14 protein-coding genes are annotated in these 11,423 nt (G+C 70.2%); 13 read left to right on the top strand and 1 reads right to left on the bottom strand.

What is annotated here, in order from left to right:
* Positions 1-145: 145 nt before the first annotated feature.
* Positions 146-1,321, bottom strand: coding sequence for a toxic anion resistance protein (locus I9P22_RS20655; protein WP_199261682.1), 1,176 nt, complete (start codon positions 1,319-1,321; stop codon positions 146-148).
* Between the two features lie 249 nt (positions 1,322-1,570).
* Here I9P22_RS20655 and fabF point away from each other — a divergent pair, with 249 nt between their 5' ends.
* From fabF to I9P22_RS20720, 13 genes are all read left to right on the top strand, one after another.
* Positions 1,571-2,833 carry a beta-ketoacyl-ACP synthase II gene (gene fabF / locus I9P22_RS20660; protein ID WP_199261684.1) on the top strand — a complete coding sequence of 421 codons (1,263 nt, stop codon included), beginning with the start codon at positions 1,571-1,573 and terminating at the stop codon, positions 2,831-2,833.
* Complete coding sequence (gene mltG / locus I9P22_RS20665) at positions 2,830-4,008, top strand: endolytic transglycosylase MltG (RefSeq protein ID WP_199261686.1); 1,179 nt, start codon at positions 2,830-2,832, stop codon at positions 4,006-4,008. Before fabF ends, mltG begins: the two co-directional genes overlap by 4 nt.
* Positions 4,009-4,275: 267 nt before the next feature.
* Complete coding sequence (locus I9P22_RS20670; protein WP_199261688.1) at positions 4,276-4,638, top strand: permease; 363 nt, start codon at positions 4,276-4,278, stop codon at positions 4,636-4,638.
* Positions 4,589-5,929, top strand: coding sequence for a DNA-packaging protein (locus tag I9P22_RS20675; RefSeq protein ID WP_199261690.1), 1,341 nt, complete (start codon positions 4,589-4,591; stop codon positions 5,927-5,929). The genes I9P22_RS20670 and I9P22_RS20675 overlap by 50 nt, the downstream gene beginning before the upstream one ends.
* A gap of 117 nt (positions 5,930-6,046) precedes the next feature.
* Positions 6,047-7,243, top strand: a complete 1,197-nt coding sequence (locus tag I9P22_RS20680; protein WP_199261693.1) for a phage portal protein — start codon at positions 6,047-6,049, stop codon at positions 7,241-7,243.
* A 2-nt stretch (positions 7,244-7,245) separates the two neighbouring features.
* Positions 7,246-7,479: a GTA head formation protein, RCAP_rcc01685 family gene (locus tag I9P22_RS20685; RefSeq protein ID WP_199261695.1), complete on the top strand. Its 234-nt coding sequence runs from the start codon at positions 7,246-7,248 to the stop codon at positions 7,477-7,479.
* Position 7,480: 1 nt separating this feature from the next.
* Positions 7,481-8,017 carry an HK97 family phage prohead protease gene (locus I9P22_RS20690; RefSeq protein ID WP_233253510.1) on the top strand — a complete coding sequence of 179 codons (537 nt, stop codon included), beginning with the start codon at positions 7,481-7,483 and terminating at the stop codon, positions 8,015-8,017.
* A gap of 22 nt (positions 8,018-8,039) precedes the next feature.
* Complete coding sequence (locus I9P22_RS20695; RefSeq protein WP_199261697.1) at positions 8,040-9,206, top strand: phage major capsid protein; 1,167 nt, start codon at positions 8,040-8,042, stop codon at positions 9,204-9,206.
* Between the two features lie 136 nt (positions 9,207-9,342).
* The gene (locus I9P22_RS20700) at positions 9,343-9,960 is read left to right on the top strand and encodes a head-tail connector protein (protein WP_199261698.1); all 618 of its coding nucleotides are present in this window, start codon (positions 9,343-9,345) and stop codon (positions 9,958-9,960) included.
* A complete protein-coding gene (locus I9P22_RS20705; RefSeq protein ID WP_199261699.1) occupies positions 9,957-10,307 on the top strand; it encodes a head-tail adaptor protein in 351 nt (116 codons plus the stop codon). The genes I9P22_RS20700 and I9P22_RS20705 overlap by 4 nt, the downstream gene beginning before the upstream one ends.
* A complete protein-coding gene (locus I9P22_RS20710; RefSeq protein WP_199261700.1) occupies positions 10,304-10,723 on the top strand; it encodes a DUF3168 domain-containing protein in 420 nt (139 codons plus the stop codon). The genes I9P22_RS20705 and I9P22_RS20710 overlap by 4 nt, the downstream gene beginning before the upstream one ends.
* Before the next feature lie 12 nt (positions 10,724-10,735).
* Complete coding sequence (locus tag I9P22_RS20715; protein ID WP_199261701.1) at positions 10,736-11,149, top strand: phage major tail protein, TP901-1 family; 414 nt, start codon at positions 10,736-10,738, stop codon at positions 11,147-11,149.
* Position 11,150: 1 nt separating this feature from the next.
* Positions 11,151-11,423 (top strand): gene transfer agent family protein (locus I9P22_RS20720; protein ID WP_199261702.1); only part of this gene is annotated, 273 nt, incomplete at its 3' end.

The following is an 11,423-nucleotide window of genomic DNA, read 5'->3' on the forward strand; positions in this document are numbered from 1 at the left end:
GGCTCGGGCCGGTCGGGGGGCGGCGGCGCCTCGACGGCCGCGGGCGGGGTCTCCGCCGGCGGCTGAGGTGCGCAGGCGGCCAGCAGCGCCAGCAGGGCCAGCGCGACGGGCAGGGACAGGGGCAGAGGGAAGCGGGCAGGCAGGGTCACGATGGCTTCGCGGCTGGGGTTGCGGATCGGGCGTTGGCCGAGGCCAGGGTCTTGCGCAGCTCGGCCTCCATGGTCCTCAGGTCTTCCTCGGCGGCGGCGCGGCGGGTGCGGCCCTCGTCGGCGATGCGCAGGCTGTCCTCGATGGTCGAGATCAACTCGGCATTGGCGGTGCGCACGGCCTCGATGTCGAAGACGCCGCGCTCGATCTGGGTGCGGATCAGGGCGTTCGCCTCGCGCAGGTTCTTGGCATTGGCGGTCAGCAGGTCGTTGGTCAGGTCGTTCGCCTCCTTGACCGCGCGGGCAGCCTCGGCGCTGCGCTGGATGGTGACGGCCTGCGCCAGCTGCGTTTCCCACAGCGGCACGGTGTTCACCAGCGTCGAATTGATCTTGGTGACCAGGGATTTGTCGTTTTCCTGCACCAGCCGGATCGAGGGCAGCGACTGCATGGTCACCTGCCGGGTCAGCTTGAGGTCGTGCACCCGGCGCTCCAGGTCGTCGCGGGCCGAGCGCAGGTCGCGCAGTTCCTGCGCGGCCATGACCTTGTCGTTCTCGGCCGCGGCCTCGACGGCGGTCTCCTTGGCCGGGATCTCGTCGCGGTCGATCTGGGCCAGCTTCTCCTCGCCCGCGGCGATGTAGAGCGCAAGCTCGTCGTAGAAGTTCAGCGTACGCTCATAAAGCAGGTCCAGTGACTTGATGTCCTTGAGCAGCCGGTGCTGGTGCTGGTCGAGGTCGGCGGTGATGCGGTCGATCTGGCCCTGCACCTCCTCGTAATTGGCGACGAACTTGGCGAAGGGCGCGGCGCGGCCCAGCAGTTTCTCCCACCAGCTGCGCTGGCGGCGCACGTCCAGCTCGCTGACCGAAAAGCCGCGGATGGTGGTCACGATCTCGCGCAGCGACTCGCCGGCCGGACCCACGTCCTTGTTCTTGACGTCCGCCAGCATGGCCTGGCTGATTTCCTGCAGCTCGTTCTGGGCCCGGGCGCCGAAATGCACGATCGAACCGGAGTCGCGGATGTCCACCTCGGCCATGCGCTTGCGGATCTCCTCGGCCAGGGCCGGATCGGCCTCGGCCAGGTTCGGCGCGGCGGCGGGCGGTTCGGGCAGGACCACCGAGGTCACGGTCTGGATCTCGTCCAGGGCGGCCTGGGCGCTGGCCTGTGTCTGCGTGGTCATCCGGCGTCGTCCTTTCCTGTGGGAGCGTCTGCAAGAGAGGGGCTCGGCCGCAGAATAGGCCGATTCCCGGTGAGTTCAACGAGCGCCCGCCCCGGCGGTTCCCATTGCTTTCGCGGGTGTTGCCATCCTGCCCGGGTGGCGGCCGGCGGGCGTGGCGGGGGCTTGCCCGCTCGGACCGCTTTGCGTTGCGCGGGCGGCGGGGGGCGTGTAGAACCTGCCCCGATTGAGCGTTGCGAAGGGAGCCCGTGCATGCGCAGAGTTGTCGTCACCGGTCTGGGGATGGTCACGCCGCTGGCCTCGGGGGTCGATGAGACCTGGTCGAGGCTTCTGGCCGGGGAATCCGGCGCCGGACCGATCACCCGGTTCGACACCAAGGACGTGGCGACGAAATATGCCTGCGAGATCCCCTTCGGCGACGGCACGGGCGGCAGCTTCAACCCCGATGACTGGATGGAGCCCAAGGACCGGCGCAAGGTCGACGACTTCATCCTTTACGGCATGGCCGCAGCCGCGCAGGCGGTGAAGGATTCCGGCTGGGAGCCCGCGAACGAGGACGAGCGCGAGCGCACCGGGGTGATGATCGGCTCGGGCATCGGCGGGCTGCGCTCGATCGCCGAGACGGCGGTGCTGATCAAGGAACGCGGGCCGAAGCGGGTCTCGCCCTTCTTCATCCCGGGGGCGCTGATCAACCTGGTCTCGGGCCAGGTCTCGATCCGCTTCGGCTTCAAGGGTCCGAACCATGCGGTGGTCACGGCCTGCTCGACCGGCGCCCATGCCATCGGCGACGCGGCGCGGCTGATCGCGCTGGGCGATGCGGATGTGATGGTCGCGGGCGGCACCGAAAGCCCGATCTGCGAGATCGGCATCGCCGGTTTCAACGCTTGCAAGGCGCTGTCGACCAAGCGCGAGGACGACCCCAAGGCGGCATCCCGGCCCTGGGACGTGGATCGCGATGGCTTCGTCATGGGCGAGGGCGCCGGTGTCGTGGTGCTGGAGGAATACGAGCATGCCAAGGCACGCGGCGCCAAGATCTATGCCGAGATCCTGGGTTACGGCATGTCGGGCGACGCCTATCACATCACCGCCCCCAGCGAGGACGGGGATGGCGGATTCCGCAGCATGACCAATGCTTTGAAGCGCGCCAACCTGTCGCCGGGCGACCTGGACTACATCAACGCGCATGGCACCTCGACCATGGCCGACGTGATCGAGCTGGGCGCGGTCGAGCGGCTTTTGGGCGAGGCGGCGGGTGATGTGGTGATGTCCTCGACCAAGTCGAGCATCGGGCACCTGCTGGGCGCGGCCGGCGCGGTCGAGGCGATCTTCTGCATCCTGGCGCTGCGCGACCAGATCTGCCCGCCGACCATCAACCTGGACAATCCGGCGCGCGAGACCCCGGTCGACCTGGCCGCCAATGCCGCCGTGCGGCGCAAGGTGGATTACGTGCTGTCGAACAGCTTCGGTTTCGGCGGCACCAATGCCAGCTTGGTGATGGGGCGGGTCAAGGAATGATCTGGCGCCACATCGCGTCGAATTTCCTGACGCTGCTGATCGTGATCCTGATCGCGGTCGCGGCGGTCATCGCCTGGGGCAAGCACGAATACACCAGGCCCGGCCCCAGCGCCGTGGCCGCCTGCGTGCGCGTCGCCCCCGGCGCCAGCCTGAACGCGGTCAGCCAGCAGCTGGCCGAGCAGGGTGTGGTGTCCAATGCCTATGTGTTCCGGGCCGGCGCGGATTATGCGGGGAAGTCGCGCGATCTGAAATACGGCTCCTACCTGATGCCTCCGCATGCCAGCATGGAGGAGATCGTCCGGGTCATCACCGCCGGCGGTCCCAGCACCTGCGGCACCGAGGTTGTGTTCCGCATCGGCGTGCGCGAGAACTCGGTGATCCTGCGCGACATGGATGCCGGGACCGGGATGTTTGCCGAGCAGGCGAAATACAACCCCGCCAGCGAGCCGGCGCCCGAGGTGATCGCCAGCGCCGAGCAGAAGCCGGATGCGCGGCTGCGCATCTCGGTCGCCGAGGGCGTCACCAGCTGGCAGGTGGTCGAGGGGCTGAAGCAGGCCGGGTTCCTGAGCGGCGAGGTCTCGGACATGCCCGAGGAGGGCAGCCTGGCGCCCGATACCTATGATGTCCAGAAGGGCGCCGACCGCGCCGAGCTGCTGGCCGAGATGGCGCGGCGGCAGGATGCCTTCCTGGCTGCGGCCTGGGAGAAGCGCGAGCCGGATCTGCCCTATGAGACGCCGGAGGAGGCGCTGACCATGGCCTCGATCATCGAGAAGGAGACCGGGGTGCCGGACGAGCGCCGCATCGTGGCCAGCGTCTTCGTCAACCGGCTGCGGCGCGGCATGCGGCTGGAGACCGACCCGACGGTGATCTATGGCATCACCGGCGGCAAGGGGGTGCTGGATCGCGGCATCCGCGGCTCGGAACTGCGGCGGCGCACGCCTTACAACACCTATCAGGTGGACGGGCTGCCGCCGACGCCGATCGCCAATCCCGGCAAGGCCGCCATCGAGGCGGCGCTGGATCCCGAGGATACGGATTACGTGTTCTTCGTTGCCGACGGCTCGGGCGGGCACGCCTTTGCCCGCACGCTGGAGGAGCACAACCAGAACGTCGCGCGCTGGCGCGAGATCGAGCGGCAGCGCGGCGAACCGTTGTCGCCGGTCCAGGGCGACTAGCGGCGCGGGACGGGGGCGATTCCGCCCCCGTTTTCGTCCTGTTGCGCGGGCCGCGCGATCGGGTGTTGCGCGGGACAGTTCATTGTTTCGCAAGGATAATTGACAGAGGCCTGCACAGCCATGGGTTTTGCGTTGACTCTGCGAACGCCCTGAAGTAGAAATTACCCATGCTGGGAGAAATGGGCAAGCGGCCGGGTCGGTGACCTTGGGCCGCTTTTTTCATGTCTCGCTCGTGCGGACAGGCACACGAGGGCAGGGCGATCAAGAATGACCATGAGTTTCGATCCGGGGCCGGAGGCGCCGGAAGGGCCTTTCGTGCCCGGCGCCGCCACGGCGCCCGACATGAGCGTGCTGGAGATCGCGGACGGGCTGTTTTGGTCCTACGCGGCGGATCTGACCCGGCTGCGGGAGAAGATCCAGGCAGGCGAGACGGGTGAGTTGAAGGAATCCGGCCGGCTGGTGCGCGACCTGAGGGCCGCGACCCAGTTGGTGCTGGAGGAAAGGAGCAAGGTTGACAAGCTTCGCAAGGATGCTGCCGGACAGGTCGGTGCAGGCGCACTCGACCTTGTCGCGGCACGAGATGAGATCGGGCGCCGCCTGGCTTGCCTCCGCCGCGCCGCGGGAGGTTGACGCCTTCCTGGGCGGGCTCGGCGACAATGCCTTGGCCGCGCTGCCCTGGCTGTTCGAGTTCTGGGCGCTGCCGCATCAACTGCCGCCCGAGGGAGACTGGAAGACCTGGGTGATCATCGGCGGGCGCGGTGCGGGCAAGACCCGCGCCGGCTCGGAATGGGTGCGCGCGCAGGTCGAGGGCGCGACCCCGGAGGCGCCGGGGCGGGCGCAGCGCGTGGCGCTTGTCTCCGAGACCTTCGACCAGGCGCGGGACGTGATGGTGTTCGGCGAGTCCGGAATCCTGGCCTGTTCGCCGCCCGACCGCCGCCCGGTCTGGGAGGCAGGGCGGCGGCGGCTGCTCTGGCCGAACGGCGCGACCGCCCAGGTCTATTCGGCGCATGAGCCCGAGGCGCTGCGCGGGCCGCAATTCGACGCGGCCTGGGTGGACGAGCTGGCAAAGTGGAAGAAGGCCGAGGAGACCTGGGACATGCTGCAATTCGCGCTGCGGCTGGGCGAGCATCCGCAGCAGGTGGTGACCACCACGCCGAAGAACGTCGCGGTGCTGAAGCGGATCCTGGGCAATGCCTCGACGGTGACGACCCATGCGCCGACCGAGGCCAACCGCGCCTATCTGGCCGAGAGCTTCCTGGCCGAGGTCGAGGCGCGCTATGCCGGCACCCGGCTGGGAAGGCAGGAGTTGGAGGGCGTGTTGCTGGAGGATGTCGAGGGGGCGCTGTGGACCACCGCCATGGTCGAGCGTTGCCGGGTCGAGACGGCGCCGAAGCTGTCGCGCATCGTGGTGGCGGTTGATCCGGCGGTAACCTCGGGCGCGGCTTCGGACGAATGCGGCATCGTCGTGGCGGGCGTGGCCGGCGAGGGGCCGATCACCGATTGGCGGGCCTATGTGCTGGAGGATGCCTCGGTCCGGGGCGGGCCCACGGACTGGGCGCGGGCGGCCATCGCGGCGATGCAGCGCCACGGCGCCGAGCGGCTGGTTGCCGAGGTCAACCAGGGCGGCGACCTGGTCGAGAGCGTGATCCGCCAGATCGACCCGCTGGTGCCGTTCCGGGCCCTGCGCGCCGGGCGCGGCAAGGGCTTGCGGGCCGAGCCGGTGGCAGCGCTTTACGAGCAGGGCCGGGTGCATCACCTGCGCGGCTTGGGCGCGCTGGAGGACCAGATGTGCCGGATGACCGTGGCGGGCTATGAGGGCCGCGGCTCGCCCGACCGGCTGGACGCGCTGGTCTGGGCGATCCACGAACTGGTGATCGAGCCGGCGGCCTCTTACCGGCGGCCCTCGGTGCGGGGTTTGTAGCGCCGGACCGGGGCTCTGCCCCGGACCCCGGGGTATTGGGAAAACGGAAAAGGGCCCTTGGGGCCCGCGAAGGGTCGCGCGAGCGGCCCTTTTTCATTGGAGATTCAGGAGGGACCGATGGCATTTCCCTGGTTCGGGCGGGGGGTTGCGGCCGCGAGGCCGCCCGTCGTCGAGGTCGAGAAGAAGGCCAGCGCTGCCGGCAAGGTGGTGGCGCTGGCGGCGGGCTCGGGGCGGGCGGTCTGGTCGCCGCGCGACACGGTCAGCCTGACCCATGCCGGCTTTACCGGCAACCCGGTCGGGTTCCGCGCCGTGCGGCTGATCGCCGAGGCGGCCGCCGCCGTGCCGCTGGTCTGCCAGGACCGCGAGCGGCGCTACGAGGCGCATCCGGTCCTGGACCTGCTGCGCCGGCCCAATCCGGGCCAGGGCCGGGCCGAGCTGTTCGAGGCGCTGTTCGGGCAGATCCTGCTGAGCGGCAACGGCTATCTGGAGGCGGTGGGCGAGGGCGCCAAGGGCTTGCCGGCCGAACTGCATGTGCTGCGCTCGGACCGGATGGCGGTGGTGCCGGGGCCGGATGGCTGGCCCATCGCCTATGAATATGCGGTGGGCGGGCGCAAGGTGCGCTTCGACATGGCGGGCAGTCCCGATCCGATCTGCCACATCCGCAGCTTCCATCCGCTGGACGACCATTACGGGCTGTCGCCGATGCAGGCGGCGGCGGTGGCGGTGGATGTGCACAACAGCGCATCCGGCTGGTCGAAGGCGCTGCTGGACAATGCGGCGCGGCCGAGTGGCGCCATCGTCTACAAGGGCGCGGACGGGCAGGGCAGCCTGTCGCCGGACCAGTACGACCGGCTGGTCAGCGAGATGGAGATGCATCACCAGGGGGCGCGCAATGCCGGGCGGCCGATGCTGCTGGAAGGGGGGCTCGACTGGAAGCCGATGGGGTTCTCGCCCGCCGACATGGAGTTTCACGAGACCAAGCTGGCGGCGGCGCGCGAGATCGCCCAGGCCTTCGGCGTGCCGCCGATGCTGATCGGCATTCCCGGCGAGGCGACCTATGCCAATTACGCCGAGGCGCACCGGGCCTTCTATCGGCTGACGGTGCTGCCGCTGGTCGCGCGCGTGGCCAGTGCCGTGGCCTGGTGGCTGTCCGAGCATCTGGGGGCCGAGATCGGCCTGCGCGCCGACCCGGACCAGGTCCCGGCGCTGGCCGAGGAGCGCGACAGCCATTGGCGGCGCATCGGCGACGCCGCCTTCCTGACCGAGGCCGAGAAGCGCGCCGCGCTGGGCCTGCCGCCGCTGGCGGAGGGCTGAGGATGGAGGGCTCGCGTTTCGTTAAGGAGCCCTTCGACTGGCACGACCAGCGTTTCGACACGCAGGAGCGGATCATGGCGCTGCAATTCGGCCAGGTCGAGCGACGGCTGGAGCGGATCGAGGCGCTGATCGAGGGGCTGGAGCGACGGCTGTGGATGACGGTCTATGGCGTCGTCGCGGTGATCCTGACCCAGGCGGTGCAGTCGATCCTGGAATATGCGCCGAAAGGAGTCTGACATGGATTCAAAGGATTACGGGCTAGAATTGAAATATGCGGAAGGCGGCTCTCTGGTCGCCGAGGGCACGCGGATCGAGGGCTATGCCAGCCTGTTCGGCCTGGCCGACCAGGGCGGCGACGTGGTGGTCCGGGGCGCCTATGCGGCGAGCCTGAAGCGGCTGGCGGCGCGGGGCGACAAGGTGCGGATGCTGTGGCAGCACGACCCGGCCCGGCCCATCGGCGTCTGGGAGGAGATCTGCGAGGACGAGAAGGGGCTGTGGGTCAAGGGCCGGCTTCTGCCCGAGATCGCCCAGGCCCGCGAGGCGGCGGCGCTGATCGCGGCCGGGGCCATCGACGGGCTGTCGATCGGCTATCGCACCGTGTCCGCCGAGCGCGACGGCAAGGGTCGGCGCCTGCTGTCCGAGGTCGAGCTGTGGGAGGTGTCGCTGGTCACCTTCCCGATGCTGGCCGAGGCCAAGGTCGGGCGCAAGTCCGACGGTGCATGGGAATTGGCGGCAGCCTTCCGGGCTGCGACGCGGGCGCTGCGCGCCGAGTGAGTTTCACCAGATGGAGGGGACCATGACCGAGGTGAAAGCCGCGGCCGGGGCGGACATGCCCGGCGAGCTGGGGGCCGAGATGCTGGGGTTCGTCAATGAACTCAAGGCATTCCGCGCCGATATTCAGAAACGACTGGAAGCACAGGAAGAACGCATGACCATGCTGGACCGCAAGACGATTTCCCGCGCCCGCGCCCCTCTGTCGGTCGAGGCCGATCAGGGCGCGCCGCATCAGAAGGCCTTCGACGCCTATATCCGCCACGGCGACGACAGCGCGCTGCGCGGGTTGCCGCTGGAGGGCAAGGCGATGACCACCACCAGCGACGGCGGCTTCCTGGCGGCGCCGACCGTGGCCCTGCAGGTGCAGGAGGCGCTGAACGTCACCGCCTCGCTGCGCCGGGTCGCCAATGTGGTGACGGTGGAATCGGCGACCTACGAGGTTCTGGTCGACATGGGCGACATCGCCCATGGCTGGGCCAGCGAGGCCACCGCGCAGGCCGAGACCGGCAGCTCGACCGTGCAGCGGGTGGTGATCCCGGTGCACGAGCTTTCGGCCATGCCCAAGGCCAGCCAGCGGCTGCTGGACGACAGCGCCTTCGACGTCGAGACCTGGCTGGCCGGCCGCATCGCCGAGAAATTCGCCCGCGCCGAGGCCACCGCCTTCGTCAACGGCGACGGCGTGAACAAGCCCAGGGGCTTTCTGACCCATGCCACGGCGCCGAACGGCACGGCGACCAACGCGCAGATCGGCATCATCGCCTCGGGCGGGGACGGGGATTTCGCGGCGACCAACCCCGCCAATGCGCTGATCGACCTGGTCTATGCGCTGGGGGCGCAATACCGGGCCAATGCGAGCTTCCTGATGAATTCGAAGACCGCCGCGGCGGTGCGCAAGATGCGCGACGCGGACGGCCGTTTCCTGTGGGCGGACAGCCTGGCCATGGGGCAGCCGGCGCAGCTGCTGGGCTATCCGGTGCTGGTCTGCGAGGACATGCCGGACATCGCCCGCGGCTCGTTCTCGATCGCCTTCGGTGACTTCCGCTCGGCCTATACCATCGTCGAGCGGCCGGAGCTGCGAGTGCTGCGCGATCCCTTCTCGACCAAGCCGCATGTGCTGTTCTATGCCGCCAAGCGCGTCGGCGGCGGCGTCACCGATGCCCGTGCCGTCAAGCTGATGGTCTTCGGCTGATCCAGGGCCGAAGCGGGGGCCGCGCGGGCAATGTCCGCCTTACCGGCAAGCCTCTGTCCGCGCGCGCGAGGGCGGACATGCGCGGCCCCCTTTTCGTCCAGAGGATGCGGCACCCCTGCGAGTGGGAGAGACGAAGATGATGCTTGTGGAAGTGACGGCGCCCGCGACCGAGGCGCTGCCGGTCGCCGGGCTGCGCGACCATCTGCGGCTGGGAACGGGCTTCGGCATGGCCGAAGACGCGGCCGAGACCGCGGCGCTGGCGGGGTTCCTGCGCGCGGCCATCGCCGCCATCGAGGCGCGCACCGGCAAGGTGCTGCTGGCCCGGCAGTTCCGGCTGCGGCTGGAGGCATGGCGCGATCTCTCGGGCCAGCCGCTGCCGCTGGCCCCGGTCGAGGCGGTCGAGCGGGTCGAGATCACCGATGCGGCCGGCACGGCGACGGTCGTCGATCCGGCCAGCTACCGGCTGGTGCCGGACCTGCAGCGGCCGGTGCTGAAGCCTGCGGGGGCCTGCCTGCCCCCGGTCCCCGGGGGCGGCTTCGTCGCCGTCACCTTCCGGGCCGGGTTCGGGGCGGACTGGGCGCAGGTGCCCGCCGATCTGGCGCAGGCGGTGCTGCTGCTGGCCGCGCGCTATCACGAGGACCGCAGTTTCGCGGACCCGCAGGGCGCCATGCCTTTCGGGGTCGGCGCGCTGATCGAGCGCTGGCGCTCGGTCCGGGTGCTGGGGGGGCGCGGCCGGACGCGCGGGCGGGCATGAGCGCGTCGCGGCTGACGGTGCCGCTGGTGCTGGAGAGCCCGCTGCGCGAGCCAGACGGGATGGGTGGCTTCACCCTGTCCTGGCAGGAGGTCGGGCGGATCTGGGCCGAGATGCGCTCGGGTGCGGGGGCCGAGCGCATCGCCGAGGTGGGGGCGCAAAGCGTCGTCACCTGGCGCATCGCCGTCCGGGCGGCGCCTGCGGGCGATCCGCGCCGCCCGCGCCCCGAGCAGCGGCTGCGGCTGGGCGAGGGTGCGGATGCCCGGCGCTTCCGCATCGAGGCGGTGGCCGAGAGCGACCCGCATGGGCGCTGGCTGGTCTGCGTGGCCAAGGAGGAGGCGCTGGCATGAGCTATCTGGGAACGGCCGCGCTGCAGGCCGAGGTCTATCGCGTGCTGCGCGAGAACGCGGCGCTGCAAGATCTGGTGGGCGACGCGATCTATGACGCCATGCCGGTGGCGGCGCCGGCGGGCCCCTATGTCTCGCTGGGTCCCGAGGCGGTGCGCGACGCGGGCGACATGACGCCGGCGGGGGCGGTGCATGATTTTGTCGTCTCGGTGTTGTCGGGGGCCGAGGCGGCGGGCGGCTTCGGTGCCGTCAAGGCGGCGGCGGTCGCGGTCAGCGAGGCGCTGGAGACGGCCGAGATGGCGCTGGATCGCGGGCATCTGGCGGGACTGTGGTTCCTGCGCGCAAGGGCGCGGCGGGCGGAAAACGGCGCGGGGCGGCGGGTCGACCTGACCTTTCGCGCGCGCATCGACCTGGGTTGAGGAGAGACGGTGATGGCGGTGCAGAACGGACGCGACCTGCTGATCAAGATGGACATGACCGGCGACGGCCATTTCGAGACCGTGGCGGGGCTGCGGGCGACCCGGCTGGGCTTCAATGCCGAGACGGTGGACGTGACGAGCCTGGAGAGCGAAGGCCGCTGGCGCGAGCTGCTGGCGGGCGCCGGGGTGCGCTCGGCCAGCATTTCGGGCTCCGGGGTGTTCCGGGACGGGACCACGGACGAACGCGCGCGGCAGGTGTTCTTCGACGGCGAGGTGCCGCGCTTCCAGGTGGTGATCCCGGATTTCGGCGTGGTCGAGGGGCCATTCCAGATCACGTCGCTGGAATATGCGGGCAGTTACAATGGCGAGGCAACCTATGAGATTTCCATGGCAAGCGCGGGCGCGATCAGCTTCGTCGCCTTCTGAGATGGTCAACCCGCTGGCGGGCGAGGTCGAGATTTTTCTCGATGGCCGGCGCCATGTCGCCCGGCTGACCCTGGGCGCGCTGGCCGGGCTGGAGGCCGAGTTGGGCGCCGAGAGCATGATCGCGCTGGCCGAACGCTTCGAGGGCGGGCGGTTCTCCAGCCGCGACGTGATGGCGGTGCTGGTCGCGGGGCTGCGGGCCGGCGGCTGGCCGGGCGGCATGGACGAGCTGGCCGCGGCCGAGCTGCGCGGCGGGCCGGTGGCGGCCGCCCATGCG

Origin of the sequence: Paracoccus binzhouensis (assembly GCF_016446475.1) — a bacterium.
In the GTDB taxonomy this organism is placed as follows: domain Bacteria; phylum Pseudomonadota; class Alphaproteobacteria; order Rhodobacterales; family Rhodobacteraceae; genus Paracoccus; species Paracoccus binzhouensis.

Coding starts and splice junctions, on each gene's coding strand:
- I9P22_RS20710 (WP_199261700.1), top strand. CDS start 10,304: ATGAGCTATCTGGGAACGGCCGCGCTGCAGGCCGAGGTCTATCGCGTG.
- I9P22_RS20680 (WP_199261693.1), top strand. CDS start 6,047: ATGGCATTTCCCTGGTTCGGGCGGGGGGTTGCGGCCGCGAGGCCGCCC.
- I9P22_RS20670 (WP_199261688.1), top strand. CDS start 4,276: ATGACCATGAGTTTCGATCCGGGGCCGGAGGCGCCGGAAGGGCCTTTC.
- I9P22_RS20705 (WP_199261699.1), top strand. CDS start 9,957: ATGAGCGCGTCGCGGCTGACGGTGCCGCTGGTGCTGGAGAGCCCGCTG.
- I9P22_RS20685 (WP_199261695.1), top strand. CDS start 7,246: ATGGAGGGCTCGCGTTTCGTTAAGGAGCCCTTCGACTGGCACGACCAG.
- fabF (WP_199261684.1), top strand. CDS start 1,571: ATGCGCAGAGTTGTCGTCACCGGTCTGGGGATGGTCACGCCGCTGGCC.
- I9P22_RS20675 (WP_199261690.1), top strand. CDS start 4,589: ATGAGATCGGGCGCCGCCTGGCTTGCCTCCGCCGCGCCGCGGGAGGTT.
- I9P22_RS20655 (WP_199261682.1), bottom strand. CDS start 1,321: ATGACCACGCAGACACAGGCCAGCGCCCAGGCCGCCCTGGACGAGATC.
- I9P22_RS20695 (WP_199261697.1), top strand. CDS start 8,040: ATGACCGAGGTGAAAGCCGCGGCCGGGGCGGACATGCCCGGCGAGCTG.
- mltG (WP_199261686.1), top strand. CDS start 2,830: ATGATCTGGCGCCACATCGCGTCGAATTTCCTGACGCTGCTGATCGTG.
- I9P22_RS20700 (WP_199261698.1), top strand. CDS start 9,343: ATGATGCTTGTGGAAGTGACGGCGCCCGCGACCGAGGCGCTGCCGGTC.
- I9P22_RS20690 (WP_233253510.1), top strand. CDS start 7,481: ATGGATTCAAAGGATTACGGGCTAGAATTGAAATATGCGGAAGGCGGC.
- I9P22_RS20715 (WP_199261701.1), top strand. CDS start 10,736: ATGGCGGTGCAGAACGGACGCGACCTGCTGATCAAGATGGACATGACC.